This window comes from Pseudomonas sp. CM27 (assembly GCF_013179515.1).
GTDB lineage: Bacteria > Pseudomonadota > Gammaproteobacteria > Pseudomonadales > Pseudomonadaceae > Aquipseudomonas.
Genome location: NZ_JABMCN010000068.1, coordinates 1 through 23969, shown reverse-complemented (window position 1 = coordinate 23969; position 23969 = coordinate 1). Strand labels below are relative to the sequence as shown.

20 protein-coding genes, 1 tRNA gene and 5 pseudogenes are annotated in these 23969 nt (G+C 63.9%); 5 read left to right on the top strand and 21 right to left on the bottom strand.

The genetic code is table 11. The annotated features are described in order from the left end of the window. From HP547_RS11060 to HP547_RS10995, 14 genes are all read right to left on the bottom strand, one after another. On the bottom strand, nucleotides 1-577 hold a 577-nt coding region (locus HP547_RS11060; RefSeq protein WP_172286304.1), incomplete at its 3' end, for an HAD family hydrolase. A 41-nt stretch (nucleotides 578-618) separates the two neighbouring features. Further along, the gene (locus HP547_RS11055; RefSeq protein ID WP_172286303.1) at nucleotides 619-1941 is read right to left on the bottom strand and encodes a BatD family protein; all 1323 of its coding nucleotides are present in this window, start codon (nucleotides 1939-1941) and stop codon (nucleotides 619-621) included. Beyond that, on the bottom strand, nucleotides 1938-3509 hold the full coding sequence (locus HP547_RS11050) for a VWA domain-containing protein (RefSeq protein WP_172286302.1): 1572 nt from the start codon (nucleotides 3507-3509) through the stop codon (nucleotides 1938-1940). The genes HP547_RS11055 and HP547_RS11050 overlap by 4 nt, the downstream gene beginning before the upstream one ends. Nucleotides 3510-3511: 2 nt before the next feature. After that, nucleotides 3512-4513, bottom strand: a complete 1002-nt coding sequence (locus HP547_RS11045; protein WP_172286301.1) for a VWA domain-containing protein — start codon at nucleotides 4511-4513, stop codon at nucleotides 3512-3514. Beyond that, entirely contained in the window at nucleotides 4500-4994 is a 495-nt protein-coding gene (locus HP547_RS11040; protein WP_172286300.1) for a DUF4381 domain-containing protein, read from the bottom strand. The genes HP547_RS11045 and HP547_RS11040 overlap by 14 nt, the downstream gene beginning before the upstream one ends. Further along, entirely contained in the window at nucleotides 4991-5941 is a 951-nt protein-coding gene (locus HP547_RS11035) for a DUF58 domain-containing protein (protein ID WP_172286299.1), read from the bottom strand. The genes HP547_RS11040 and HP547_RS11035 overlap by 4 nt, the downstream gene beginning before the upstream one ends. 10 nt (nucleotides 5942-5951) lie before the next feature. Further along, nucleotides 5952-6926, bottom strand: coding sequence for an AAA family ATPase (locus HP547_RS11030; RefSeq protein ID WP_172286298.1), 975 nt, complete (start codon nucleotides 6924-6926; stop codon nucleotides 5952-5954). Between the two features lie 67 nt (nucleotides 6927-6993). Further along, complete coding sequence (locus HP547_RS11025; RefSeq protein ID WP_256676317.1) at nucleotides 6994-9249, bottom strand: tetratricopeptide repeat protein; 2256 nt, start codon at nucleotides 9247-9249, stop codon at nucleotides 6994-6996. Between the two features lie 80 nt (nucleotides 9250-9329). Further along, the gene (aspT, locus tag HP547_RS11020) at nucleotides 9330-11015 is read right to left on the bottom strand and encodes an aspartate-alanine antiporter (protein WP_172286296.1); all 1686 of its coding nucleotides are present in this window, start codon (nucleotides 11013-11015) and stop codon (nucleotides 9330-9332) included. Then, on the bottom strand, nucleotides 11012-12637 hold the full coding sequence (locus HP547_RS11015) for a mechanosensitive ion channel family protein (protein WP_172286295.1): 1626 nt from the start codon (nucleotides 12635-12637) through the stop codon (nucleotides 11012-11014). The genes aspT and HP547_RS11015 overlap by 4 nt, the downstream gene beginning before the upstream one ends. A gap of 90 nt (nucleotides 12638-12727) precedes the next feature. Beyond that, nucleotides 12728-13288, bottom strand: a complete 561-nt coding sequence (locus tag HP547_RS11010; protein WP_172286294.1) for a membrane integrity-associated transporter subunit PqiC — start codon at nucleotides 13286-13288, stop codon at nucleotides 12728-12730. A gap of 23 nt (nucleotides 13289-13311) precedes the next feature. Continuing rightward, nucleotides 13312-14949 carry an intermembrane transport protein PqiB gene (locus HP547_RS11005; RefSeq protein ID WP_172286293.1) on the bottom strand — a complete coding sequence of 546 codons (1638 nt, stop codon included), beginning with the start codon at nucleotides 14947-14949 and terminating at the stop codon, nucleotides 13312-13314. Between the two features lie 3 nt (nucleotides 14950-14952). Continuing rightward, complete coding sequence (locus tag HP547_RS11000) at nucleotides 14953-15579, bottom strand: paraquat-inducible protein A (RefSeq protein WP_172286292.1); 627 nt, start codon at nucleotides 15577-15579, stop codon at nucleotides 14953-14955. Further along, a complete protein-coding gene (locus HP547_RS10995) occupies nucleotides 15576-16199 on the bottom strand; it encodes a paraquat-inducible protein A (RefSeq protein WP_172286291.1) in 624 nt (207 codons plus the stop codon). Before HP547_RS10995 ends, HP547_RS11000 begins: the two co-directional genes overlap by 4 nt. A 394-nt stretch (nucleotides 16200-16593) precedes the next feature. On the opposite strand from HP547_RS10995, the gene HP547_RS10990 reads away from it, so the two are divergent. Together HP547_RS10990 and HP547_RS10985 are read left to right on the top strand one after the other, a co-directional pair. After that, on the top strand, nucleotides 16594-17265 hold the full coding sequence (locus tag HP547_RS10990) for a DUF3313 domain-containing protein (RefSeq protein WP_172286290.1): 672 nt from the start codon (nucleotides 16594-16596) through the stop codon (nucleotides 17263-17265). Between the two features lie 166 nt (nucleotides 17266-17431). Continuing rightward, on the top strand, nucleotides 17432-18661 hold the full coding sequence (locus tag HP547_RS10985; RefSeq protein WP_256676316.1) for an OmpP1/FadL family transporter: 1230 nt from the start codon (nucleotides 17432-17434) through the stop codon (nucleotides 18659-18661). 270 nt (nucleotides 18662-18931) lie between these two features. Here the strand turns inward: HP547_RS10985 and HP547_RS10980 are convergent. Further along, nucleotides 18932-19339 (bottom strand): annotated as a pseudogene (locus HP547_RS10980) (protein kinase); the annotation flags it as partial. Between the two features lie 56 nt (nucleotides 19340-19395). Between HP547_RS10980 and HP547_RS10975 the strand changes: the two are divergent. Beyond that, nucleotides 19396-19655: pseudogene (locus HP547_RS10975) on the top strand (DUF4400 domain-containing protein); the annotation flags it as partial. A gap of 148 nt (nucleotides 19656-19803) precedes the next feature. On the opposite strand, the gene HP547_RS10970 reads toward HP547_RS10975, so the two are convergent. Further along, complete coding sequence (locus HP547_RS10970; RefSeq protein WP_172222141.1) at nucleotides 19804-20091, bottom strand: EF-hand domain-containing protein; 288 nt, start codon at nucleotides 20089-20091, stop codon at nucleotides 19804-19806. 142 nt (nucleotides 20092-20233) lie between these two features. Between HP547_RS10970 and HP547_RS10965 the strand changes: the two are divergent. Together HP547_RS10965 and HP547_RS10960 are read left to right on the top strand one after the other, a co-directional pair. Then, a pseudogene (locus HP547_RS10965) lies at nucleotides 20234-20572 on the top strand (conjugative transfer ATPase); the annotation flags it as partial. Next, a pseudogene (locus HP547_RS10960) lies at nucleotides 20557-21012 on the top strand (conjugal transfer protein TraG N-terminal domain-containing protein); the annotation flags it as partial. The pseudogenes HP547_RS10965 and HP547_RS10960, both read left to right, overlap by 16 nt. A 50-nt stretch (nucleotides 21013-21062) precedes the next feature. Here HP547_RS10960 and HP547_RS29950 read toward each other — a convergent pair. From HP547_RS29950 to uvrC, 5 genes and pseudogenes are all read right to left on the bottom strand, one after another. Then, nucleotides 21063-21143, bottom strand: a pseudogene (locus HP547_RS29950) (hypothetical protein); the annotation flags it as partial. Nucleotides 21144-21155: 12 nt separating this feature from the next. Then, nucleotides 21156-21512: an Arm DNA-binding domain-containing protein gene (locus HP547_RS10955; protein ID WP_218583476.1), complete on the bottom strand. Its 357-nt coding sequence runs from the start codon at nucleotides 21510-21512 to the stop codon at nucleotides 21156-21158. Nucleotides 21513-21741: 229 nt separating this feature from the next. Next, nucleotides 21742-21817: transfer RNA gene (locus tag HP547_RS10950), tRNA-Gly, on the bottom strand. 63 nt (nucleotides 21818-21880) lie between these two features. Then, entirely contained in the window at nucleotides 21881-22441 is a 561-nt protein-coding gene (pgsA, locus tag HP547_RS10945; RefSeq protein WP_172222132.1) for a CDP-diacylglycerol--glycerol-3-phosphate 3-phosphatidyltransferase, read from the bottom strand. A 33-nt stretch (nucleotides 22442-22474) separates the two neighbouring features. Beyond that, nucleotides 22475-23969: excinuclease ABC subunit UvrC (gene uvrC / locus HP547_RS10940; RefSeq protein WP_172286288.1), on the bottom strand; the 1495-nt coding region annotated here is incomplete at its 5' end.

Below are 23969 nucleotides of genomic sequence, written 5' to 3'. Positions count from 1 at the left end.
CTTCACCGCCGGAGACGATGTAGGTACGAAAGCCCCGACTGCGCAGGTAGGCCAGCAGCTCCAGCATGGGCTGAAAGACCATTTCGGTATAAAGCCTGCCCGTGGCGGGGTGCCTGGCGCTGCCCAGCCAGCTGCGGCTGCGGGCAATGAAGGCCTCGGTGCTCATCTGCGCATGGGTGGCGGCGACGATCTTCAGCACCCCGTCCATGCCTTGCGCGGCCAACGCCTTGTGATCGTTTTCCAGCACCGCCTTGAACGGCTGCTCGGTTCGCCATTGCGGGTGCTGCGGCGCCAGGCGCTTGACCTCATCCATGGCGAACAGCACCTCGAAGTACAACGGCTGTTCGCTCCAGAGGGTGCCGTCGTTGTCGAATACGGCGATGCGCTCAGCGGTTGGCACATAGTCCTTGCCACCCTGCTCGGTCACCGCCTCGACAAATGCTTCGATGGCCTGGCGCGAGGGCCCATCACGCCAGGACGGCAGCGGATCGTCATCGGCCTGCGCCAGCATCGGCACGATCAGCAGCAGGCAAAACACCGCCTGTACCCAGCGGTAGTGAGCATGTGACGTGCGCATGGAACCTCCTTGCCGTGTGGCGCAAGCCTGCTTGCACCAACCTATGGGTTCAACGGTTTCAACCCATGGCGCCGGGGCTTTATCATGTGGTGCTGCTGAATGTGCATGCGGGTCTGCCGGGGTAGCAACTGCTCAATGTCAACCGTAGGCGAAGCGCGGGTCGCACTGCCGTAACGCGTGCCGAAAAAGGCTAGCAAACGATTTTTGGATGCGCTTGAAAAATGTTCCGCCAGGCAGCTTAGCGTCGTTGCACCAGTTGCGCGTCGAACCCACAGATAAAGGGCATCGAGCCGTGGCGGTTGCTGGCTGCATTGTTCACGCGCCTGTCGCCAGGCGTACTCCGCTGACGCCAGCCAACGTTGTTTACGCTGCGCACGCCAGGCGCGCAGATACTGCAGGACGGTGCCACCCTTGGCCCGCAGCGCCCATCCTGCAACCGCCAACAGCAGCCCGACCGCAGCAAGGCCAAGCCAGTGCCCGGCAATGCTCACCCGCCCGCGCTGGCCGAGCTCGCGCAGATCGTCGCTGATTGAAAACGGCGCCTTGTAGCCACCCTGGGTGGCCTCGAAATCGACAGCCGGCACACTGAGGGTGTGCAGCTCGGCGCTGGTGGCATCGCGCCAATGCAGCTCGACGGCAGGCAGACGGTAATGCCCGGGGGCGCTGACCACGTAGCTTACGGTGTCTTCGCGGACCCCGCCGGTGGTCCCCCCGCGGCCATCGGTCAGTGGCTTGACGCTGGCGAGCGCAACATAGCGCTTGAGCCCATCGACCTGGGCCATCGGTGTGGCAGGCATCAGCATCGCCTCGCTGCCCTGGGCGACAACACGCAGCGTGCGGGTGATGCTGTCGCCCTGGCGTAGCGGGTCGTGCGAAGGCGAAATCTTTTGGGTAAAGGTGACGCCGGTGGCCACCAGCAGCGGGTCGGCCTGTGCGCCGGCAGCGGCGGCCGTCAGCGCTCCTTTGACGACGAATTCCAGGGGCTGGCTGCTGAGCGTAACCGGTGCACTGGCCTGCCCGGGGTGGACCGTGAATGCCAGCGCCGGCACCTGGAACCGCCCGCTGGCTTGCGGGGTGATCCGGTAGGTGAAACGCAGGCCGAAGAAAGGTTTGCCCGCTATCTGTTGGTTCAGGTGCTCCGCCTCGCCCGACGGAGGGCTCACCACCGCGCCGGGTAGCGACAGCGTGGCCAGCTGCGGGGCATCGGTGAACCAGGTGTCGACCAGCAAGTCCACCTGCAACTCAAGGGTGGCACCGCTGATCACTTGGGCGCCTGGCAGCAGGCGCTGCTCGAGACGCACCTCAGGCTCAGCGGCCAGCAGCCAGGCAGGTAACAGCAGCAACAGCAGGCAACAGCGGCTCATGGTTGCTGCTCCTGCGGCGTTTGACGCGCCGCCTGCTGGATCTGGAACTTGCGCTTGAGAAACTGCCCCGGCGAGGTTGCCAGGTTATCCAGCCAGCGCTGATCGGACGCGGCCTTGGCCACTTCCTGGCGTTTGCTGCCGGCGCTTGGAGTCTGGTCCTCGACGACCTTGTCAGGCTTCTCGTCGGGTGGGCTCTGCGCCTGCTGGTCCTGGTAATCCGCCAGCAAGGCCTGGGCCAGCGCCAGGTTGGCCTTGGCCTCGGCGAAGTCGGGCCGGGCCCGCAGTGCCTGGCGGTAGGCGGCGATTGCCTCGGCGAACTTGAACAGACGCACCAGGCTGTTGCCCCGGTAGAAATGCGCAGGTGCGGTATCGACCACCGCCAGTGAAGCGACAGCGGCGGTGAAATCAGCTGCTTCATAGGCGGACACACCCTTCCAGTACGGGTCGTGGAAACGCTCGGCGGCCTGGCCGTAATGGGCGTGTTCGAACGCCCAGCGCCCTTGCTGGTTGGCGGTGAAGAATGCGTCGAGCAATGCGCCTGCCTGCGCCGGGTTCGGTGCGCCGCCCAGCAGCACAGCCGCGGCCACAACGCCCAACCAGTTCACCCGCCACCCCCGGCGCACACACAGCAGCGCGACCAGCAGCAATGGCCAGCACAACCAGTAACCGGCGTCCTTCCAGTGCGCCGGTTGCCCATCCCCGCTCACGGCCTGGAAATGGCGCTGGGCGTGCAGCTCGATCCAGTCCAGGTCGTCGTCATCCAGGGTCAGGCTGCCCAAAGGTGCATGCGTGGCATCGGCCAGCCCCTTGAGGCCCTGCTCGTCGAACGTGGCCTTGACAGTGGTGCCGTCGGCAGTGCGCGTGACGCTTGCATCGCCACTGCCCACAGCCAGCACCAGCGCTTGCAAGTCGCTGCCGTGCAGCCGTTTGCCCAGCGCGTCGAACTGGCTGGCATCGGCACCGTCGGTGATCAGCAGCAAGGTCCCAGGGCTATTTTCGGCCTTGAGCAGGGCCAAGGCAAGTTCGACAACGCCCAGGGCGTCCTTGCCGGGCTGGGGCAGCAGGTCGGTACTCAGCGCGTCGATGAAGGTGGCGAGCAATGCCGGGTCGTCGGTGGCGGGCAGCACCAGATGGGCACTGCCGGCATAGGCGATCAGCGCCGTGCGCGCGCCGCCCCGGCGCTGGACCAGGTCGTGCAGCATATGCCGCGCCGCTGCCAGGCGGCTGGGGGGCACATCGGCGGCGTCCATCGACGCCGACAAGTCGACGGCGAGGATCAGCGGCGCACGGTTGTCGAGAAACGCCGGGGTGTCTTGCTGCCAGGTCGGCCCAGCTGCGGCCAGCGCACCGATGACCAGCGTGGCCGCCAACAGATGCACCGGGCGCAGACGCTGATCGGCGTCGGGGCGCAGCAGCAGGTGCTCGACCAGATGCGGCGCAATGAACCCCTTCAGCTGGCGTTTGAGGTCGTGGCGACGCCGCCACAGCCACGGTGCCGCTAGCCCCGGCACGATCACCAGCAACCACAGCGGGCGCAGGAAATGGAAGGCGCTGAGGTCGATGTCCATCGTCAGCCCTCTTTCGCCGGCGCTGCCGAGGTCGACAACTGTCGGCTCGCCACCAGCAACGCCAGCACGTGCGCCGCCAGCAACAGGCACAGGCCTGCCCCCAACGGCCAGATGAACAAGTCGCGTTTGGGCTGATGGCTGAGGGTGGTGACCTTGTGCGGGGTGATCTGGTCCAGGGTTTCGTACACAACCTGCAGTGCCTGGCTGTCGTCGGCGCGGAAAAACCTGCCGCCGGTCAGCTGGGCGATCTGCCGCAATGCTTCAAGGTCGACCTTCTGCTCGCCGGTTGCCGCAGGGTCGCCAATGCCGATGGTGTGCACCACAATGCCATGCTCATGCGCCAGGCGCGCCGCATGCTCGGGGGTGATGGCGCTGCCGGTGTCGTTGCCATCGGTGAGCAGGATCAAGACCTTGTCCTGCTCCTTGGCCTTCTGCAGCATCTTGATGGTCAGCCCCAGGGCATCGCCCAGCGCCGTGTTCGGCCCGGCCATACCGATGCCGACTTCGTCCAGCAACATCAGCAGGCTGGCATGATCCAGGGTCAGCGGGGCCTGCGGGTAGGCACCGGTGCCGAACACGATCAGGCCGATACGGTCATCCTTGCGCCGGGCGATGAAGTCGCGCACCACCGCCTTTACCGCCGTCAGGCGATCGCTGCGCTGGCCGTCGGGGCCGGTATAGTCGGTGGCCTGCATCGACTGCGAGATATCGATGGCCAGCATGAGGTCGCGGGTCGGCTGCTGGTGCTGAAGGGGTTTCTCGATCAGCACCGGCCGCGCGCATGCCGCTACCAACAGCGTCCAGACCACAACGCTGAGCAGCAGTTGCCAGCGTGCGCCGCTGCCCTCGCGCTTGCCGGCCGGCATGCCGACCGCACGGCTCATGGCCGCAAAAAATGGCACCCGCAATGCGCTGCGTGCCTCGTGATACGGGCTCAGGCGCCGGTAGCCCAGCCACGCCAACGGCAGCAGCAGGAACACCCAAGGGTAGTCAAACTGCCACATGATCGCGGATCCAGTGCCGGCAGGTGGCCAGCAACGCCTGCACCTCTGCACCCTGCAGCGCCAGCAGCTGGGCGTCGGGTGCGTAGGCCAGCAGTTGCAGTTGGGCGGCGAACTGCGCCGGCAACGGCTGCGCAGTCTGTTTTTGCAGAAACGCCTGCCAATGCGGCCCGCCAAGGGCGTTGACGGCGGGCGCCGAGGGCATCGACAACGCCACACGCTTGATCAGCTCGGGCAGTTCGCGCAGTGCCGTCCGCTGCTGCCCGGCCTGCTGCTCCAGCCAGGCGAGCCGGGCCAATGCCTCGCGGCGGTAGCGATCACGCTGCCAGCGCCGCCAGCGCAGTACCGCCCACACCAGCACGGCCAGCACCAGCAGCCCCAGCAATACGCCCCAGCCCCAGGTCTGCGGCGCATAGCTGAATGGCGGGGTGCCAGGCGCCAGCCCCTGCAACTGGTCGATGGCGGGAACCTTGGCGCTGCTCATCGGGCAACCTCACTCAGGCGCCCCAGCTCGCGACGCAATTGCTCAAGGCTGTCATCACCGCTGCTGATCAACATCAGCGGTACCTGGCTGCGGCGCAGCAAGTCGGCCACGTCGCGCAGGCGGCCGCTGAGGAAATCGGACAACGGCCGGTGAACCTGCCGGCGCCCCACCTCCAGCTCGGCCTGCGCCGAACCCTGGGTGATGGTCAACCGGCCGTGGTCCGGCAGTTGCAGGGCAATCGGGTCGTACACCTGCAGGGCGATGACATCGTTGTGGCTGCGCAGCTGGCGCAGCAGGCCCAAGGTCTGCTCGCTGACACCGGCAAAGTCGCTGATCAGGCAAATCAGGTGGTCGTGCCCTGCACTGGCAATACAATTGCGCAGGGCCTGGTCGAGCAGCCGGTCATGCTCCCGGTCCGCACCCGCCACCGACAGCGCATGGTTGGCACGCACCAGCGCGGTAAAAAAAAGCTGAACCCGGCTGCGGCTGCGCAGTGGCGCAATGTGCTCGACCCGCTCGGCGCCGATCACCAGCCCGCCAACCCGATCCCCGGCATGGAAGGCGATCCACGCACACAGCGCCGCCAAGTGCGCCGCAGTCACCGACTTGAAGTCGCGCTGCGAACCGAAGTACATGCTCATGCGCTGGTCCACCACCACCAGCGTTGGCCGGTCGCGCTCTTCGGTAAAACTGCGCACGAACGGCTTGCCGTGGCGCAGCGAGGCGCGCCAGTCCAGATGCCGCAGATCATCGCCTGGCTGGTAGCGGCGCAGCTCGTCGAAGCTCAGGCCCCTGCCGCGCAAGCGCGAGGCATGGTTGCCGGAAAGGATGCTCGACAGCGGCTGGCGGGCAATGAAGCTCAGGCCCCGCGCACGCGGCTCCAGGGCCATCAGCTGGGCCATGGTGGTGTAGACGTGGCCGTCGGCAGACGGCGTGGTCACTGGCATGAGCGTGCCCTCAGGCAGGTATGGCGACTTTGTCCAGCAGCCGGTCGATGACCTGGTCGGCGCCCACGCCATCGCTGATGGCGTCGTAGGTCAGCTGCAGGCGGTGGCGCAGGACCGGGTGGATGATTGCCCGCACATCGTCCGGGGTGACGAAAGCGCTGCCGCTGAGCCAGGCATGCGCACGCGATACCCGGTCCAGGCTGATGCCACCGCGTGGGCTGGCGCCGATCTTGATCCAGCGGCCCAGGTCCGGGTCATGCTCGGCGCCATGGCGGGTCGCGTTGATCAGGCCGATCAGGTAGCGGTCGATCGCTTCGCTGACGTGCACCTGGCCGATCTCCTGGCGCGCGGCAAAGATCACCTCCTGGGCAAGCTGCTGCGGCGCGGCCTGCTGCCCCTGCGCCGCCTGGTCCTCTGCCCGCACCAGGCGCAACACCTGGGTTTCATCGTCGGGGCTTGGGTAGTCCAGTTGCAGCTTCATCAGAAAGCGGTCCATCTGCGCCTCGGGCAGCGGGTAGGTGCCCTCCTGCTCGATGGGATTCTGTGTGGCCAGTACCATGAACAGGCCCGGCATCGGGTAGCTTTTGCCGGCCACGGTGATCTGGCGCTCCTCCATGGCCTCGAGCAGCGCCGCCTGGACCTTGGCCGGCGCCCGGTTGATTTCGTCGGCAAGAATGACGTTGCCGAACAGCGGCCCGGGCTGGAACTCGATGACATTGCCGCGTTCGCTCTGCTGCAGGATCTCCCCGCCGGTGATGTCGGACGGCAGCAGGTCGGGGGTGAACTGGATGCGCCGCATCTGCGCATCCAGGTGCGTGGCCAGGGCCTTGACCGTGCGCGTCTTGGCCAGCCCGGGCAGGCTCTCGAGCAGGACATGGCCGTTGGCCAGAAGCCCGAGCAGCACATGATGAATGGTGTCGGCCTGCCCCAGCACCTTCTGCCCGACTGCCGCTTGCAGCGCGATGACGTGTTCGTAAGTGTTCACGATCCCTCCTCGCCCGACCGCCATGAACCTGAAACTCTAGTTGTCCGCCCCAAGTGCGCAAACACCGTTACTCGGCTTGGCGCCAGTAAGGCTCGATGGCCTGCAGCCGCGGGTCGTCCGGCGCCGCGTCGCGCATGCGCTTGACGTAAGCGAATGCCTGCTGGCGTTCGCCGGCCAGTGCGTGCAGGTAAATCAGTGAGTACAGCAGGTCGGCATCGCCCGGTGACTGCTGCAGGCCTTGGCGTAGCGCTTGCAGCGCATCGTCACGGCGGTTCATGCGCGACAGCAACAGGCCCTGGTTGTAGTGGATACGGGCGTTGCCGGGCAACGCCTCGGCCGCCTGTTGCAGCCAGCCCAGCGCCTGCCCGGCATCGCCGCGCTCGACCAGCAGCAGCGCCAGCATGTAGGCCAGGTTGCCGCGGTCGGTGACGGGCATGTTGCGCAGCGCCACGCCCTCGCGCAGCAATGCTTCGGCCTCGTCCAGGCGTTGCCCGGCACTGGCCAGGGTCACCAGGTTGACCCGCGCCGGTACGAAATACGGGTCCATGTGCAAGGCTTGGCGGTATTCGTTCATCGCCTCTTCGTCGCGGCCCTGTCGCGACAGCAGCACCGCCAGGTTCAGGCGCCCACCGGGCAGGTCGGCGTTGCCGCGCAGCCGCTGCTCATAGTCGGCCAGCAAAGAGCTGAAGGTTTCACGCTGCTGCTCAGGCAGCTGCTCGGGCGCGACGTCGGCCAGGGCCCGCACGGTCTCGTCACGCACGGCGCGGGTCGGGTCCGCCAGCAAGGGCAGCAAGGCCTGGAGGCGTTGCTGTGGTTCGACACTGGTAAAGCCGGACACCGCGTAGGCCCGCACCAGCGGCTCCTTGTCCTGCAGCGCCCAGCGCAGGTTGCTGGTGGCCGAGGGGCCCAGGTCGGCCAGTTGGTCGGCAGCGGTGGCACGGACGATGGCAGGATTGGCCTTGTCGGCGAGCAGGTAGCCCAAGCGGCTGAGGGTGGTGCCCGGGTCCTGCTGCACCGCGTGGAAGGTTTGCCCGTAGTGGTTGGGGCGCGCCGGGCTGGCGAACCACTGGTCGATGGCCTTGGCCGCCCATGCCGCGGGCTGGCCCTGGTGGCAGGCCGTGCAGGCGTCGGGGCTGGCAGTCTGCTCGGCAAGGTCCGGGCGCGGGATACGGATGCTGTGGTCGCGGCGCGGGTCGAGCACCATGTAGGTCTTGCTCGGCATGTGGCAGTTCACGCATTGGGCCCCCGGCGAGCCGACAGGGTGATGGTGGTGCGCCGGGCTGTCGTAGTCCTTGGCCTGCAGGCCGGAAAAGCGTGCAGTATCGGGCTGAGGGTTGTGGCATTGCAGGCACAGGCCATTGCCTTCGATACGCACCTTGGTGGTATGCGGGTCGTGGCAGTCGGTGCAGGTAACCCCTGCGCCATACATCTTGCTTTGGGCGAACGAGCCGAACTCGTAGACCTCGCCGTCGATCTGCCCGTCGGCGTGGTAGAGCCCCGTGCGCAGGGTTGCGGGCAGGCTCTGGTCGAGCTGCGGATGCCCCGGCAACTGGCCGCTGCCCAGGCCCTGGCGGCGGCTATGGCAATAGGCGCACTGCTCCACCACGCCCTTGCTGCCCAGTGCCTTGAAGTTCACCGCCAGGCCATTGCCGGCCTGGCCTGGGGGCTTGCCTGCCGGGTGTTCACGGGCCCAGTCCACATGCGCCTGCCCCGGCCCGTGACACGCCTGGCACCCGACGGTCTGCTCCTGCCAGGTGGTGGCGAAGCTGTCGTGCCGGTCGTCGTAGTGCTTGGCCAGACGGGTGGAGTGGCAGTCGGCGCACATGCCGTTCCAGTTCTGGTAGCGGCCGGTCCAGTGCAGGGGGTCACCCGGGGTGAAACGCTGGCCTGGGTACAGCGAAAACCAGCGCTGGCCACCCTGCGTCTGCGGGCGGCTGTCCCAGGCGATGGTCAGGGCTTGCAGACGCCCCCGGGAAAGCTCCACCAGGTACTGTTGCAACGGGTCATGGCCGAAGGTGTAGCGAACCTGGAATTCGGCCGGTTTGCCATCCTCGCCTTCAAGGGTGACGTAATAGCCCTCGCCCTTGCGGTAGAAGTGGGCCTGCACGCCGTCTGCGTCGTAACGCACATCGTCGAAGTTGCCCAGCACGTTGCCGGCAGTGGGCTCGCGCAGTGCCCAGGCGTGGTCGGAATGCTGCCAGAGGCCTGCCTGCCCGGCATGGCAGCCCTGGCAGGTGTCGGCATCGGCATAGCCTTCCCTGTCTGCGGCCAGCGCAGGTGAAGCGCCCTCCGCGGCCTGCGCGCTGAAGGTCATCAGCAACATCGACAGCAGCAACCAGGCCCTGAAAAAGCCCGAAAGGGCCGGCGCGCAACCATAGGTCATCGAGCAACTCCCTGTGCTGATCAAGTTGCGAAGAACACGATGATCGGCCCGCACACGGCGAGCAGTACGTTGGAGATCGCGTAACACACGGTGAAGCCGACCACGGGGGTGTTGCTGCCGGACATTTCGATGACTTTGTTCATCGAGGCTGCCTCGGTCTGCGCGCCCGCCAGGGCGCCGAGCAGGATCATCGGGTGCAGGCGCAATACATAGCGGCCGAAGTACAACGCGACCAGCGGCGGCAGCAGCGTCACCAGCATGCCAGAAAGCAGCAACGCCAGCCCTTGCTCGCGCATCGCCTCGAAGGCGGCGGGGCCGGCCAGCAAGCCCACCACTGCACCGAAGGCCGTCAGGCCGAACTCGGAAAATGCCCACTGCGCGGCGGCGGGCATGGCGCCGATTTCCGGATGGCGCGAGTTGTACCACCCGATCAGCAACGCCACCAGCAGCACCCCACCTCCCACACCCAGTTCGATCGGGATCATGCCGATATGGGTCGACAGCATGCCAAGCAACGCACCCAGCACCATACCCAGCGCGTGCACGGCGATATCCGATTTGTAGGTGCGCTGACGGATCCTGCCCAGTTCAGCGGCCAGCGCCTCGACGCTGGCGGTGCGCCCGGTCAGGGTGATCACGTCGCCCCGGCGCAGCACCGTGTTGGGCAACGCCGGCAGTGGCAGGCCTTGGCGGGTGATTTCATCGATAAAACAGCCCATGCGCCCGGCGCCGACCAGGCGGGTGCGGATCTGGTGCAGCGTATGGCCATGCAGCGCGGCGTTGGTAAGCACGATGTCGGCAGTGCGCGTGGGAAACGACAGCGAACGCGGGTCATCGACCTCAGGGCCTACCAGGTACGCGAGGTCGGCAACCGACTCACGCAGCGCGTAAATGCCCAGGATATCGCCTGACGCCAGTACCAAAGCGGGGTCGCGCTCCAGCACCTGCGTGCCGCGCACCACCCGCTCGACGCTCAACGCCGGAAAGTCGCGCTCGATGGCAGCGATGCTGCGGCCGACCAGCTGCCCGGCCTGCAACTGATGGGCACGCACGACGATACGGGTGTACGGGATACTCAGCACTTCGTCCTGATTGTCGATGCCCAGCTCGGCTTCCAGCTCGCGGGCTGAAGCGCGCACATCGATACGCAGCAGCTTTGGCGCGATGGTGCCGACGAACACGATCAGGCCGACAGTGCCGAACAGGTAGGTAATGGCATAGGCCACCGCCATATGGCTGTTGAGTTGCGCCTTGTCGGCGTCTGCCAGGCTCAAATGCGCAATCGCGCTGCTGGCGGTGCCCATGATTGCGGTGTCGGTCAGCGCCCCGGCCCCAAGCCCTGCGGTAAACCCGGCATCGAAACCGTAGACCACGTTCATCAGCAGGATGCTGCCGAGCGCTGTCATGCACAGCACCAGGGAAAACACCACCAGCTTCAGGGTGCCACGGTTGAGGCTGCCGAAAAATTCCGGGCCGCTTTTGAAGCCCACGGCATAGATGAACAACACGAAGAACACCGATTTCAGCTCGACCGGCACGTCCACGCCGACCTGGCCGATGGCCAGGCCCACCAGCAATGCGCCCGCCACCGAGCCCAGATGGAAGCTGCCAATGTGCAGGCGACCGAGCAGCACACCCAGGGCGATGGCGAGGAATACGGCAATTTCCGGGTTGCCGCGCAAGGCGTGGAGGATGAACTCGGTCATGGCTGCGCATCCTTGTGCTGCTCCGAGGCCGGGGCCATGTACCATCGCTCGCGGGGTACGCGCTTTTCCTGTTCGGGGTCGCCAAGGTAATGCGGCGACATGATCTGCACCCCGTACTCGTTGAACACGTCCTGAATATTGGCGTGCAACACGGTCAGCAGTTCGGCGCGTGGCCGGGGCTCGCTGGGCACGGCCTGGGCCACCAGGCGGTACTCGGGGTAGAAATCCGACAACGCCGTCTGGAACACCTGTGCGGGTGGGGCTTCAACCACGCCGGGGGTGCGCCTGGCCGCCTCCAGCAGCATGGCCTCCACTTGCCGCCACGGCGTGTCGTAACCGATGGTGACCGTGGTATCGACGACATACCCCTGCCCTTGCACCACCCGTGAGTAATTCTTGGTCACGGAACCTGTGATCATCGAATTGGGCAGCGTCAGCACCTCGCCAAGGCCGGTGCGGATACTGGTGGTGAACATGCCCACCTCGGTCACCGTGCCCTCGTGCTCGCCAATGCGCACGAACTCGCCGGGCCGCAGCGTGCGCGTGTAGGTAAGGATCAACCCCGACGCCGCCTGGCCGACCACGCTGGAGGCACCCAGCGAAATCATCAGGCCGATCAGCACCGACAGCCCTTTGAAGGCCTCGGTGTCGGCCCCTGGCAGGTAGGGGTAGGCCATTGCGAGGGCGAACAGCCAGATCGCCAGCGCGGTGAGGCGCATGGTGGGTTGCAGCGTTTCCTGGTTGAGCCAGGAGATAGTCCCGGGCCGAGCCAGGCGTTCAAGCAGGCGCTTGCTGAAGGCGCTGAAGCCCCGCGCAAGAAAGAAGATCAGCAGTGCGATGACCATGCCGGGAATCGCCGCGATCACACCATCGAGCACATGGCGCAGCAACGCGACGAGGTACTGGTTGAGGCTTTCGCCCCACGCGCGCGTGTAGGGAAAACGCTGCAGCACGAAGGTCAGCCATTCATAGGTCAGCAGTGCCACCAGCGACCAGCGCAACAGCGCCAGCAGGCGACGCACCAGCGGGAACAGGTTGCTGGTGTCCATCAACGGCGTCTGGCCGATACGTAGCGCGCTGGTGTGCTTGCGCATGTGCTTGGGCAACCATGACAGCGCCTTGCGGTGCAGCCAACCCACCCCCTTGAGCAACAGCAGATAGAGCACGGTGGCCGCGCCACTCAGGCCTGCGGCCATCAGCAGAAAGCGCACGCTGCGTGCCTGGCCGGACTCCTCCACCACTTGCCGCAGGCGCTGCGCAGCCGCTTCGGCGGCCTGCCGGGCGCCAACGTCGGTGGCACCCAGGTCCAGAGGCGAGACGATGAACGCGCGACGATTGCCCAGCAGCACCATGTAGCTGTCCTGAATGGCGTCGACACTCACCGTGCTGGCGTCGCTCTCATCCAGAATCTCGCGAATCACCCCTTCAGCACGTTGCACCCGCACCGCTGGCGTTTCGCCAAGCAGGGTGGCCTGCAGGGTGATGATGGTGCGGTTGCCGACTTTCAGCTGCGCCGGTTCTGCGGTAATCGTGGCCACTTGCTCGACAGCCAGCCCTTGCAGCGGCAGCACGATGAAGGCAAGCAGCAGTGATGCAAACCACGCGGAAAACCGATTGCCCATGTGCAACGCGCTCCCTCTGATCACCCTGCCGCCGGTGCTGCGCCCAGCGTATCAGCAGCCTAGTACAGCACCCTTAACACGCAAACACGCTCAGGGCACTATCGCGCCCTGCGCAGGGCATGCCTGCTGGCCAGGTCGATCGCTGCGGGCGATCAGCTCTGCAAGCTTGCGCACGTTCTGCTGATGCGCCTCGACCAGGCTTTCGACGGTATTGTCAGCGGGGGTCTGGACGATGCTGCGGCAGGTGAGCGCCTGCGCTGCTCCGGCGCGCTGCAGGCGCCAGCGCACATCGACCAGGGCATGCTGACCTGGCACCGAATCGAAGCGCTGCACATCCAGCCGCACGGTAGAGGCAGCACTGCCGCCAGCCGCCCCACCCAGCTGGTCCTGCAGCGCACTGCGGAACTCATCCACCAGGTTGGCGCCCCACCATTGCGTTTCCAGGATGGCCAGCCCGCTGCTGCCCTGGCGCACTACCAGCTGCGGGCGGTCCACCTGGGGCGGCATGCTGACCCGCTCCACCCGAACCTGGCTGCGCGCTCCCTGGTCCATCGGCACCGGCACCAAGGTGTGATAGCTCACCGGTGCACCACTGCAGCCGGCCAGCAGCACGCCGCTGGCAACCAACCACCCCATCCACCGCTTTGGCATAACGTGCTCCATGATCAGCCTTGTCAGGGCTGCAGGTTGTCGGCATCCACACCTTTGGGTTTGCCGCGGATCAGCGATTCCGGGTGCCGGCCAAGGTAATCGGTAAGGTCGCGGACCGAGCGCGACATGCGGTCCAGCTCGTCAAGGGTTTCACCCAGGCGCTCTCGCTGCGGCGAGTTTTCCGAGATCGCCGAATTGGCGGTGTTCACCGTTTTGCGGATGTCATCGAGGGTCCTGGTGACACCCGGCAGCGTCTGGCTGTTGAATTGTTTGAGGCTGCGCTGCAGTTCTGACAGGTTGTTATCCAGGCCGCTGGCGATGCGCTCGAGCGGCAATTCACGCAAGCGGTCGACCAGGCCCTGCAACTGCTCCTGCACCCGCTCCAGGCTGCCGGGGATGGTCGGAATGCGCAGTGGGCCTGGTGAGCTGTCGAAAGCGACCTTGGCCGCATCGGGGTAGAAGTCCAGGGCGATGTACATCTGCCCGGTGATGAGGTTGCCACTGCGCGCCTGGGCGCGCAGCCCATGCTCGACAAAGCTGCCGATCAGTTGCCGGGTAGCGGTTTCGTCATCGCTGTCGGGGTCGCGCGCCTTGAGCATCTTGGCCTGCACCGGCCCCAGGCGTTGTGGAAAGACCACCGCATCGACCATGACCGGAAACGTCTGCTTCTGCTCGTCGTAGTCCAGCTGTATGGCAGTGACTTTTCCGAACGGTACCCCCATGAACTCGACCGGCGCGCCAACCGACAAGCCGCGCAAGGCCTGCTCGAAGCGCAGGCGCAAGTGCCGTGACCGGCCGCTGGGCGGAGCCAACGCGGCCTCGCGGTCGGCAAACAGGCGAAAACGCTGCTGATCGGCAGCCAGCTCGGCTTGCTCGGCAAAGGCCGGAGTGCCAAACGCCAGGCCGCCGACCAGCAGTGCTGAAAGCGACTCGGTGTTGATCTTCACCCCGTCGGCGCCCACCTTCACATCAATGCCGCTGGCGTTCCAGAAGCGTGAGTCGTGGGTGACAAATGCGTCGTAAGGGGCGTTGACGAAGATGTCCACATCGACCCCGCGGCCATCTTCACGCAAGGCGTACGACACCACCTGCCCGACCGGGATCTTGCGGTAGTAGATGGACGAGCCGATATCCAGCGAGCCAAGGTCCCGGGCGGTCAGCACGAAGCGCTTGCCCTTTTCGCCATAGGTGATCGGCGGTGGCGTCTCCAGCCCGGTGAACCTGTTTTGCGGGCCACCCGACTGCCCGGCATCGGCGCCGATGAAACTCCCCGAGAGCAAGGTGTCGATGCCGCTGACGCCACCGGCACCGATGCGTGGGCGCACCACCCAGAAGCGCGCGCCTTCGCTGGCGAACGATTGCGCATCCTTGTTCAATTGCACTTTCACCACCACGCTGTTGCGGTCGTCGGCCAGCTCTACCGATGTCACCCCACCGATCACCACGCTGCGGTACTTGACCGGGGTTTTCTGCGCCACCAGGCCGTCACCGGTACGAAACGAAATCGAGATCACCGGGCCTTCCTGCATCCAGTTGCGCACCACCAGCGAGGCGCCGACCAGCAGCGCCAGGATCGGCACGATCCAGACCAGTGAAATGTTCCAGCGCCGGCTGCGCACTTCGGGTTGGCCAGGCACCGGCTGGCCTTGCGATTCCTGCATCGGTCAGGCCTCCTTCTCGGCTGGGGCGTGGTCCCAGATCAGCCGCGGGTCGAAACTCATTGCCGAGAGCATGGTAAGTACCACCACCAGGCCGAAGAACAGGATGCCCGCACGCGGCTCGATGGTGCCGAGTTCGCGCAGTTGCACCAGCGCCGCCACCAGCGCCACCACCAGCACATCGAGCATCGACCAGTAGCCGATCAGCTCGACGAAACGGTACAGCTTCGAGCGCTGCCGGCAGCCCTCTCGGCTACGCCGCTGTGCGCTCGACAGCAGCAGGGTCAGCGAGGCGAACTTGACCACCGGCACACCGATACTGGCGATGAAGATGATCAGCGCGATGTCCCACGCCCCCTCTTCCCAGAACTCGATCACCCCACCGACGATGGTGCTGTCGATGCCCTGGCCGAGCATTGTCGTGTGCATTACGGGCAAGGCGTTGGCTGGAATGTAGAACACCAGGGCTGCCAACAGGTACGCCCAGCCGCGGCTGATTGCATCGTGCTTGCGCGAGTGCAGGGGTGCGCCGCAGCGCGGGCACTGATGGCGATTGTGGCGCAGGTCTGCGGCAAGGCCACAGCCATGGCACAGGCACAGCTGCAGTTCGGCGGCCAGCGGCGGGGTGCTCATACCTGCTCCCAGAGATCGCGAATGTCACGCCCGGCAATCAGGATGATCAGTACGCTCAACGCGGCCAGGGCCACCAGGCCGATGCCCGGTATCACCTGCAACAGGCCGGCCAGCTTGATCACCGCAACCAGCGCCCCCAGCAGGCACACTTCAAGCATGCTCCAGGGCCGTAGGCCTTCTAGCGCGCGCATGCACATGGCGAACCCTGGCGCCCGCCGCCGGCCTACGGCAAAAGCCAGCAGCCAGATCAGCAATGCAACCTGCAGCATCGGCGCGAGGATGATCGCCAGGGCCACCACCAAAGCGATGAAGGTAATGCTGCCGTGGCTCAGGATCATCACCGAATCCCACAGCGTCGCAGCATTGCGCAGGCCCTGCATGCTGATCGACATCACCGGGTAAAGGTTGGCGAACGCCAGCAGCACGGCGCCGGTGATGCTCAGGGCCAGGCGTTGTTGCACGGTAATGCGAACAGGCCGCTGCAGTACCCCACCGCAGCGGCTGCATACCGCGCGCTGGGACGGCTGCAACTGGGTGCGCTGATAAACAGCGTCGCAGTATTCGCAGATGATGGCACCAGCCAGGGCTGTGCCGGGCGCTCTTTCGGCAACACTGGCCATGCACAAGTCCCTCCCCGTTTATTCCGAGCAAGCGTAGACCATGCTTTACAGAACCACATAAAGCCGGTGAGGTATGCGCTTAGCGACTGGACAAGGTCCTGCATGTAAGGTTGAAGTTGCAGATCAACTAATTGCCTATGTCAAAACGTACTGGTTATTGCGAAAGTGACTAAGAACACGCTGCGCCTATCATCCGGCCGGAAAACACTGTTGTATCAATCCTTGCATGTGAAAAAAACGTTCTACGCTAGTTCGACACCCCTTCTCATTCGCAATAGGTTTGCACAGCCGGAATGCTCGGCGAATTCGATCGAGCATGCTGCGGGGCCCGTAGGCCCGGACCGGCGTAGCCACCATCTATGCGCAGGTAATTCGAGGCCGAAGGAGCCCTAACATGAAGTCCAAATTGCTACTGTCCACACTTTGCGCAGCCTCGCTCGCGCTTGGCGGATGCGCCAGCAAGTACGTCGAGTCCGATCAGTATTCCGGTTTTCTCAAGGACTACAGCATGCTGAAGGAAGACAAGTCGCCTTCTGGTGCACCGGTCATGCGCTGGATAAAGCCGGGGGTCGATGTCAACCGTTACCGCAGCGTCTATATCGAACCCAGCCAGTTTTATCCACGGCCGCAGCCCACCGAGAAGATCCCGGGAAGTACCCTGCAAGGCATCACTCGATATTACGACCAGGCATTGCGCACGCAATTCTCCAAGGCATTGCCGCTGGCCAACGCCCCAGGCCCTGGCGTGCTGGTAGTACGCCCGGCGATCACCGCAGTCAGCGCGCAGACCAAGAGCCTACGGCCCTATGAAGTGATCCCGATCGCCCTGGTGGCGGCCGGTGTGAGCGCCGCTACCGGCATTCGTGACCAGGACACCAGCATCGCCACCGAGGCGGTGTTCCTCGATGGCGACAGCAACCAGGTGGTCGCCGAAGTGGTGCGTAAAGGGGCTGGCGCGCAGCTGGACGATTCCTCGCAGGTGATGCAGGCCAAAGATGCCAAGGCGGTGCTCGATGGCTGGGCGTTGGACATGGTCAAGTCGTTCCAGCAGTTGAAAGCCAAGTAAGCGTCAGCGCCCTCGGGTTCGGTCCAGCTACCGCCCTGAAGGCTCCCCGTAGCGAGCGGGCCTGCTTCGGGCCCGCCCCCGCAGAGGCTGCAGCATGCTCAACCACAGCCCCCATGCATTTTATCGCCGCTATCTGCCCGCCCTTGCCTACGGCCTTGGCCTGAGCATGAGCAATACCTGGGCTGGCGGGATCCTGATCTATGAAGCGGGGCAGGAAGGCAATGGCCTGGCGAACGCCGGGGCCGCCGCGCTGGCCAGCGACCCCAGCGTGCTGATGAGCAACCCGGCAGGCATTGCCCAGTTGCGCGGCACGCAGATCAGCGCGAATGCCCAGGTGATACTCGGTGACATCCGCTTCTCTCGCGACAGCAACAATCAGTTTGCCGGCAACGAGGGCGGCAATAGCTTGCAGTACCTGCCAGGTGCCAGCCTGTTCATCAGCCACCAGCTGGATGAGCGCGCCGCCATCGGTTTTGGCATGTATGGCAACTTTGGCCTGGCACTGGACTACGACGATGACTGGGCCGGGCGCTATTTCACCCAGGAGGCCGCCGTAATCGGGGTGTCGCTGCAGCCAACATTCGCCTACCAGTTTACCGATGACCTTTCCGTAGGTGTCGGCCCGCGCTTCATGTACGCCTACTACCGCACCGAAATGGCGATCAACAACAACCTGCTCGGCGTGACCGACCGGCCTGACGGGCAGCTGGAATACAAGGACACCGACTGGGGCACCGGCGTCAACGTGGGTTTGCTCTACAAGCTTGGCGAACGGACCAGGATCGGCCTGGCGCATACCAGCAAGATCGACCTCGAATTCAAGGACAGCCCGCACGTAAGCAACATCAGCAACCCGCTGCTTAGCGCCGCCCTGAACCGGCTGGATGTCGACAGCCTCGAACTGGACATGGCAGTACCGCAGACGGTGCTGCTGAGCGTTGCCCACCAGCTCGACGAGCAATGGACCTTGCTGGGCAGCCTCGGCTGGCAGGACTGGAGCGAGTTCGGGGAGATTGGCGTAGAAGTCGATACCAACGCTGCCGGCACCAGCCGCACCGTCGAGCGCCGCTACAAGGACACCTGGCACGCCTCGCTGGGTGCGCAGTACCAGGTTACCCCCAAGCTGCGCTGGAACATGGGCGTGGGCTATGACAGTTCAGCGGTGGATGACAAAGACCGCACGGTGGACAACCCGATGAACGAAACCTGGCGGCTGGCAACCGGATTCAACTATCAGGTCGAAGAAGGCCTGGATATTCACCTGGCCTATACCCTGGTGTGGTTGGGTGACATGGATGTCGAGCAGACCAAAGCACGCTCAGGTAACAGCCTATCCGGCAGCTATCGAAATGCGGCGCTGCATATTGTGGGGGGCGGTGCTACCTGGCGGTTCTGAGGGGGTCGATCGCAGCGGGAGGGGAATCCGTGCAAACCGCGCCGAACAACGATGAGCTTTTTGTGAAAGCGGGGCGTTCGGCGGCATCGAGCGCGAACTCTAAGATGCCAACATTGCCTTCTGGCGCCAAATGAATGTAGACATGACGATTTTCCACTCGCCCATCAAGGATGTCGTTGCTGTTGGCTGACGGCCTCATGACCGGTGAACGACAACACCTGAAAGTCGACATCGGCGTCTTCCAGGGCGAGGCTGAAGTGAGTTTCATCGCTAGGGTTGAACATGGGGGCTCTCCGTATCCGCAAGGTATCCTTCGGGTTGGCCGAACCAACGGCGCAATAACGAAAGGGGGGGCATCACCAGGGCCTGTTGCAGCACCCGGGCACCGGACTGGCGGGCCGCAGGGTCCAGCGCCAGGGCCTGGCGCAGTGCCGGCCATACCTTGGCCGGCAGGTTGGCAGGCCGGTCCAGCGACTGGCCTGGATGCTGTTTACCCATGGCTCGAGCACCGAGGTGACCAAACGGTTGCTTGCCGCCGGCCAACTCGTAAATGACGCAGGCGGCGGCGAACAGGTCGGAAGCTGTCGACAGGCGCGCGCCGTCGAGCAGCTCAGGGGCGGCATGGGCCGGGGTCCAAGCCCTGATACGATTGCGGCTGAGCCGTGCCAGGCCATCGAGCGGGGTCGTAAAGCTTGGTGCGGTTCAAATACAGCTCGATGGCCACCACGCGCTTTCCGCTGTTTGCCATGGCCGCCTTCGTTGGGCTGGTGGATGACTGGTACGGCGAGATATCCGCCGCTTCGAGGCGAGCCGCGAGTCCGGCTACCTCTACCACCGTGCCAAGGGGTGCGTTATGCCACTCGCAGTGCTGCCCTGGGTCGTTTATCTGACACTGCCGATGAGCGTGGTACCTGTCTTGATTCTATTACCAGCCGCGATTTCTCTGGGATTGGCAGTAAACCTGTCAGCCGCAGCCTTCAAAAGGCATCTCTAATCAGGCATTTCGGGAACGACATGAACCCATCAAGTAGCAATACCTATCAGCTTTGCTCTTTGATATAGAACTGAGCACACGTCGCCGCAGCACGACAGTTTATGATTGTCGAAAGGCTGCAGCGGCGACAGTGCAAAATATGACGACGTTACTCGTCCTCGTCTGCAGCCTCGGCCGCAGCCTTGTCATAGGCAGATTTGTACTCTTTAAAGCTGACTTCATTGTTCCCATCAGCGTCCATGGACGCAAGCTGCTGCTTAGCATACTTGTCAACAATATCAGAAATCGAAACATCACTTACAGCTTCTGAATAGTCCTCCCGAATCCCACTCACCAAGAGCGCACGAAATTCATCAACCGTAATCTTTCCATCACCATTCACATCAATCTTAGCAAAGTTTTCTTTCAGCTCTTGCTCGCTGCGGGCAATAGACATGACACACCTCAAAATATGAAAACATTGACAGCATTTATCTTCACGCACCAATAGACCTAGAAGCAACTGACAAAAATATCAGTACAGGTCTGCTGAACTCCAGCCTCCACGCTTTCAAACCAAACGCCAACCCAATGATTGTTTGATCCGTCAGTGCATTCTGGATGCCGCGCAGCACTGTATCGAACGCACAGTGCTGACCGAAGATGTGCGCGATGCATTACGGCGGCGCAGCGCTGATGTTTCATTACCTGAAGCCCGCCGCAACCGCCTCCAGGAAATGGCCGAGGCCATGGACCTGTTCTGCCAGGGCCTGGACGGTGAACTGTTCAACCGCCCCGGCACGCCCTGGCCCGAGGCGGATATCACCATCGTCGACCTGGCCACCTTCGCCCGCGAGGGCTACAACGCCCAGTTGTCGATCGCCTACCTGTCCCTGCTCAACACGGTGAACAACATCGCCGAACGCGACCAGATGGTGACGTAGGACTTACGATGGGCTCACTTGGCTACTTCCCCGCAATGGATGTCGTACGCCAAGCGCTGCCAATGATTCTGGCGTTCTTAAAAATGGCCTTGGTTATCTGCATACCACTTACTTTTCTAGTCGTCACCGTCGATCTCAAGACATTGATGACCATCACTTGTGCACAGTTCGCATTGTTTTTCGTCGACTTCTGGTTTCCGCTGGCACGTTGGATCGATAGCACCATCCTCGATGCGCTCTATGGCTGGGATTCGCCCCACTGCAACTTCAACTTGCTCATGGGGCTGAATAACTCATTCGGTGACATGCTACTGAACTTCGTAATGGGATCAATGTTCATCGTATTTCCGGGCTTCAGGGTGTCCGCGCTCACCTGGGTAGGATTCCGTATGGGCGGCGCCTTGCAGGGCTTGTCGGATGGTTCGAGAGCAGCAGCCGTGGTCATTGCCTTGCGCCGCTCGATCTTGCGCAGCACCTCCAGCACATGCTGGCGGGACACCTCCACAATCGGCAGATCCCCCAGCCAAGGCAGGATGTCCTTGATGAAGTGGCGCTCGATCTGCACCAACGTGCTTTGTCACCCGCGCTTGAGGCTCAGCGCCCTGAAGGCCTTCCAGTCGATGAAGACTGAACGAAAGCAGTTCTCAGAAGCAGCGCAGGCAGCGAGGCGGCTTTCACGCCGGTCGGCGCGAGGATCGACGCCCTGGGCAACCAAGGCGCGCGCCTGATCCCATGCCTCCCTGGCCTCCTTGAGGCTGACGGCGGGATAGACGCCCGTCGATATCCGGGCCTGCTTGCCCAGCCAGTAGAAACGGAAGTGCCACTGCTTGGCACCCTTGGCACCGACGAACAGTGCAAGGCCAGCGGTATCTTTGAGGGTGTAGTTCTTGCCGGTCGGCTTCGCCTGGCGGACGGCACTGTCGGTCAATGGCATGTGTACATCTCCCGGTCTCGTAAGGTCGAGGAGATGTATATCGATGCCCAAGGCCCAGCTCAGCCATCAATCCGCTACGCCAACTGCCCGGAATCGCTGTACTTAAAAATGTACTTGAATTTCGTGGCTACTGGTGGATTCAGGCAGACTGAGCTGGAACGAAAAAAGGCCCCGAAGGACCTTTTTTCAACGACTTACAGACTTCCATGGAACTCTGCAGATCTATATTTGGAGCGGGAAACGAGACTCGAACTCGCGACCCCGACCTTGGCAAGGTCGTGCTCTACCAACTGAGCTATTCCCGCGTCGTGATGGGTGCCATTCTAGCGAAATCCAAAACGGCGTCAACCCCTTGATTCAAAAAAGTTTTATTTTTGTTCCGAGCCTTCGCGCAGGTGCGGCCAGGCCGCTACCAGGTAGTGCACCATCGACCACAATGTCAGCCCTGCCGCCACCAGTAGCAGCCCGTAACCCAGAATGACCCAGAACGTCACTGCAGGCGGGTTGGCCAGCAGAATCACCAGCGCCAGCATCTGTGCCGCGGTTTTCCACTTGCCCAGGTCGGACACCGCCACATGCGCCCGCGCGCCCAGCTCGGCCATCCACTCGCGCAGTGCCGATACCACGATCTCGCGGCCGATGATGACTGCAGCCGGCAGGGTCAGCCAGAAGTTGGCGTGCACCTGCACCAGCAGTACCAAAGCCACCGCTACCATCAGCTTGTCGGCCACCGGGTCCAGGAACGCGCCGAACGGGGTGCTCTGCTGCAGGCGACGCGCCAGGTAGCCGTCCAGCCAGTCGGTGGCGGCCGCCACCGCAAACACGCTGCTGGCGGCCATATAGCTCCAGTGATAGGGCATATAGAACAGCAGGATGAAGATCGGAATGAGCAGGACGCGTAGAACGGTGAGCAGGTTTGGAATATTCATCGGTACGACTGGCCGCAAGTTGAGCCCGGCATTCTACTCGCTATGCAGGCTGGCATAAATCGACTCGGCAAGCTTTTTACTGATGCCGGGGGCTTTGGCGATCTCATCGATACTGGCGCGGTTGAGCTCCTGCAGGCCGCCGAAATGTTTCAGCAGGTCGCGGCGGCGCTTGGGCCCTACCCCGGCCACATCCTCCAGGCTGGACACCCGACGGGCCTTGCCGCGGCGGGCGCGGTGGCCGGTAATGGCGAAACGGTGGGCTTCGTCGCGGATCTGCTGGATCAGGTGCAGGGCCGATGAATCGCCCTTGAGAGTGAATTCGTGGTGCACGTCGTTCAGGTAGAGGGTTTCGAAACCGGCCTTGCGGGTTACGCCCTTGGCCACGCCGAGCAGGGTAAGGTCGGTGAAACCCAGCTCCTGCATTACGTCGCGGGCCATGTTCAGCTGGCCTTTGCCGCCGTCCACCAGCAACACGTCGGGCAGCTTGCCTTCGCCATCCTTGATGCGCCCGTAGCGGCGGGTCAGCGCCTGATGCATGGCTGCGTAGTCGTCGCCGGCGGTGACACCTTCGATATTGAAGCGCCGGTAATCGGACTTCAGCGGGCCTTCCGGGCCGAACACCACGCAACTGGCCACGGTGGCTTCGCCGCTGGAATGGCTGATGTCGTAGCACTCCAGGCGCTGCGGTACTTCGTCCAGGCCGAGCACTTCGGCCAAGGCCTCGAAACGTGCAGCCATATGCTGGCGGTTGGCCAGGCGGGCGTTCAGCGCCTGTTCGGCGTTGGTTACCGCCAGCTGCTGCCAGCGAGCGCGGGTGCCACGCACCCGATGGCTGATGGACAGCTCACGGCCGCGCAGCGTGTGCAGCGCTTCGATGATGGCCTGGAAGTCCTCGTGAACAACATTGACGATCAACTCGCTGGGCAATTCACGCTCGGCGTTGCCCAGGTAGTACTGGGACAGGAAGGCCGCCATGACCTCGGCCACCTCCTCCTCGATGCCCACCTGGGGAAAGAAGTTCTTGCTGCCCAGCACCCGGCCGCCGCGCACGCTGATCAGGTGCACGCAGGCGCCACCCGGGTTGACGAAAGCGGCAATGACGTCAACGTCGCCGCTGCCGCCTTCGATATATTGCTGGTCCTGCACGCGGCGCAGCAGGGCGATCTGGTCCCGCAACTCGGCGGCCTTTTCGAAATTGAGGGCCATGGCGGCCTTTTCCATTTCGGCATTCAGCTCATTGCCCAGCTGCTGGCTGCGACCTTCGAGGAACATCACCGAGTGGCGCACGTCTTCGGCGTATTCCTCGGCGCTGACCAGGTCAGTGCAGGGCCCTTTGCAACGCTTGATCTGGTACTGCAGGCACGGCCGGGTGCGGTTGGCGTAGTAGCTGTCTTCGCACTGGCGGACAGAGAACGCCTTTTGCAGCAGGCTCAGGCTCTCGCGGATGGCGCCGGCGCTGGGGTATGGGCCGAAGTAGCGGCCCTTGGCCTTTTTCGCCCCACGGTGAATGCCCAGCCGCGGAAACTCA

Bases quoted from the DNA above. Each gene is read 5' to 3' on its own strand.
- HP547_RS11055 (WP_172286303.1), bottom strand. From the start codon at position 1,941: ATGAGCCGCTGTTGCCTGCTGTTGCTGCTGTTACCTGCCTGGCTGCTG.
- HP547_RS11050 (WP_172286302.1), bottom strand. From the start codon at position 3,509: ATGGACATCGACCTCAGCGCCTTCCATTTCCTGCGCCCGCTGTGGTTG.
- HP547_RS11045 (WP_172286301.1), bottom strand. From the start codon at position 4,513: ATGTGGCAGTTTGACTACCCTTGGGTGTTCCTGCTGCTGCCGTTGGCG.
- HP547_RS11040 (WP_172286300.1), bottom strand. From the start codon at position 4,994: ATGAGCAGCGCCAAGGTTCCCGCCATCGACCAGTTGCAGGGGCTGGCG.
- HP547_RS11035 (WP_172286299.1), bottom strand. From the start codon at position 5,941: ATGCCAGTGACCACGCCGTCTGCCGACGGCCACGTCTACACCACCATG.
- HP547_RS11025 (WP_256676317.1), bottom strand. From the start codon at position 9,249: ATGTTGCTGATGACCTTCAGCGCGCAGGCCGCGGAGGGCGCTTCACCT.
- aspT (WP_172286296.1), bottom strand. From the start codon at position 11,015: ATGACCGAGTTCATCCTCCACGCCTTGCGCGGCAACCCGGAAATTGCC.
- HP547_RS11015 (WP_172286295.1), bottom strand. From the start codon at position 12,637: ATGGGCAATCGGTTTTCCGCGTGGTTTGCATCACTGCTGCTTGCCTTC.
- HP547_RS11010 (WP_172286294.1), bottom strand. From the start codon at position 13,288: ATGCCAAAGCGGTGGATGGGGTGGTTGGTTGCCAGCGGCGTGCTGCTG.
- HP547_RS11005 (WP_172286293.1), bottom strand. From the start codon at position 14,949: ATGCAGGAATCGCAAGGCCAGCCGGTGCCTGGCCAACCCGAAGTGCGC.
- HP547_RS11000 (WP_172286292.1), bottom strand. From the start codon at position 15,579: ATGAGCACCCCGCCGCTGGCCGCCGAACTGCAGCTGTGCCTGTGCCAT.
- HP547_RS10995 (WP_172286291.1), bottom strand. From the start codon at position 16,199: ATGGCCAGTGTTGCCGAAAGAGCGCCCGGCACAGCCCTGGCTGGTGCC.
- HP547_RS10990 (WP_172286290.1), top strand. From the start codon at position 16,594: ATGAAGTCCAAATTGCTACTGTCCACACTTTGCGCAGCCTCGCTCGCG.
- HP547_RS10985 (WP_256676316.1), top strand. From the start codon at position 17,432: ATGAGCAATACCTGGGCTGGCGGGATCCTGATCTATGAAGCGGGGCAG.
- HP547_RS10970 (WP_172222141.1), bottom strand. From the start codon at position 20,091: ATGTCTATTGCCCGCAGCGAGCAAGAGCTGAAAGAAAACTTTGCTAAG.
- HP547_RS10955 (WP_218583476.1), bottom strand. From the start codon at position 21,512: ATGCCATTGACCGACAGTGCCGTCCGCCAGGCGAAGCCGACCGGCAAG.
- pgsA (WP_172222132.1), bottom strand. From the start codon at position 22,441: ATGAATATTCCAAACCTGCTCACCGTTCTACGCGTCCTGCTCATTCCG.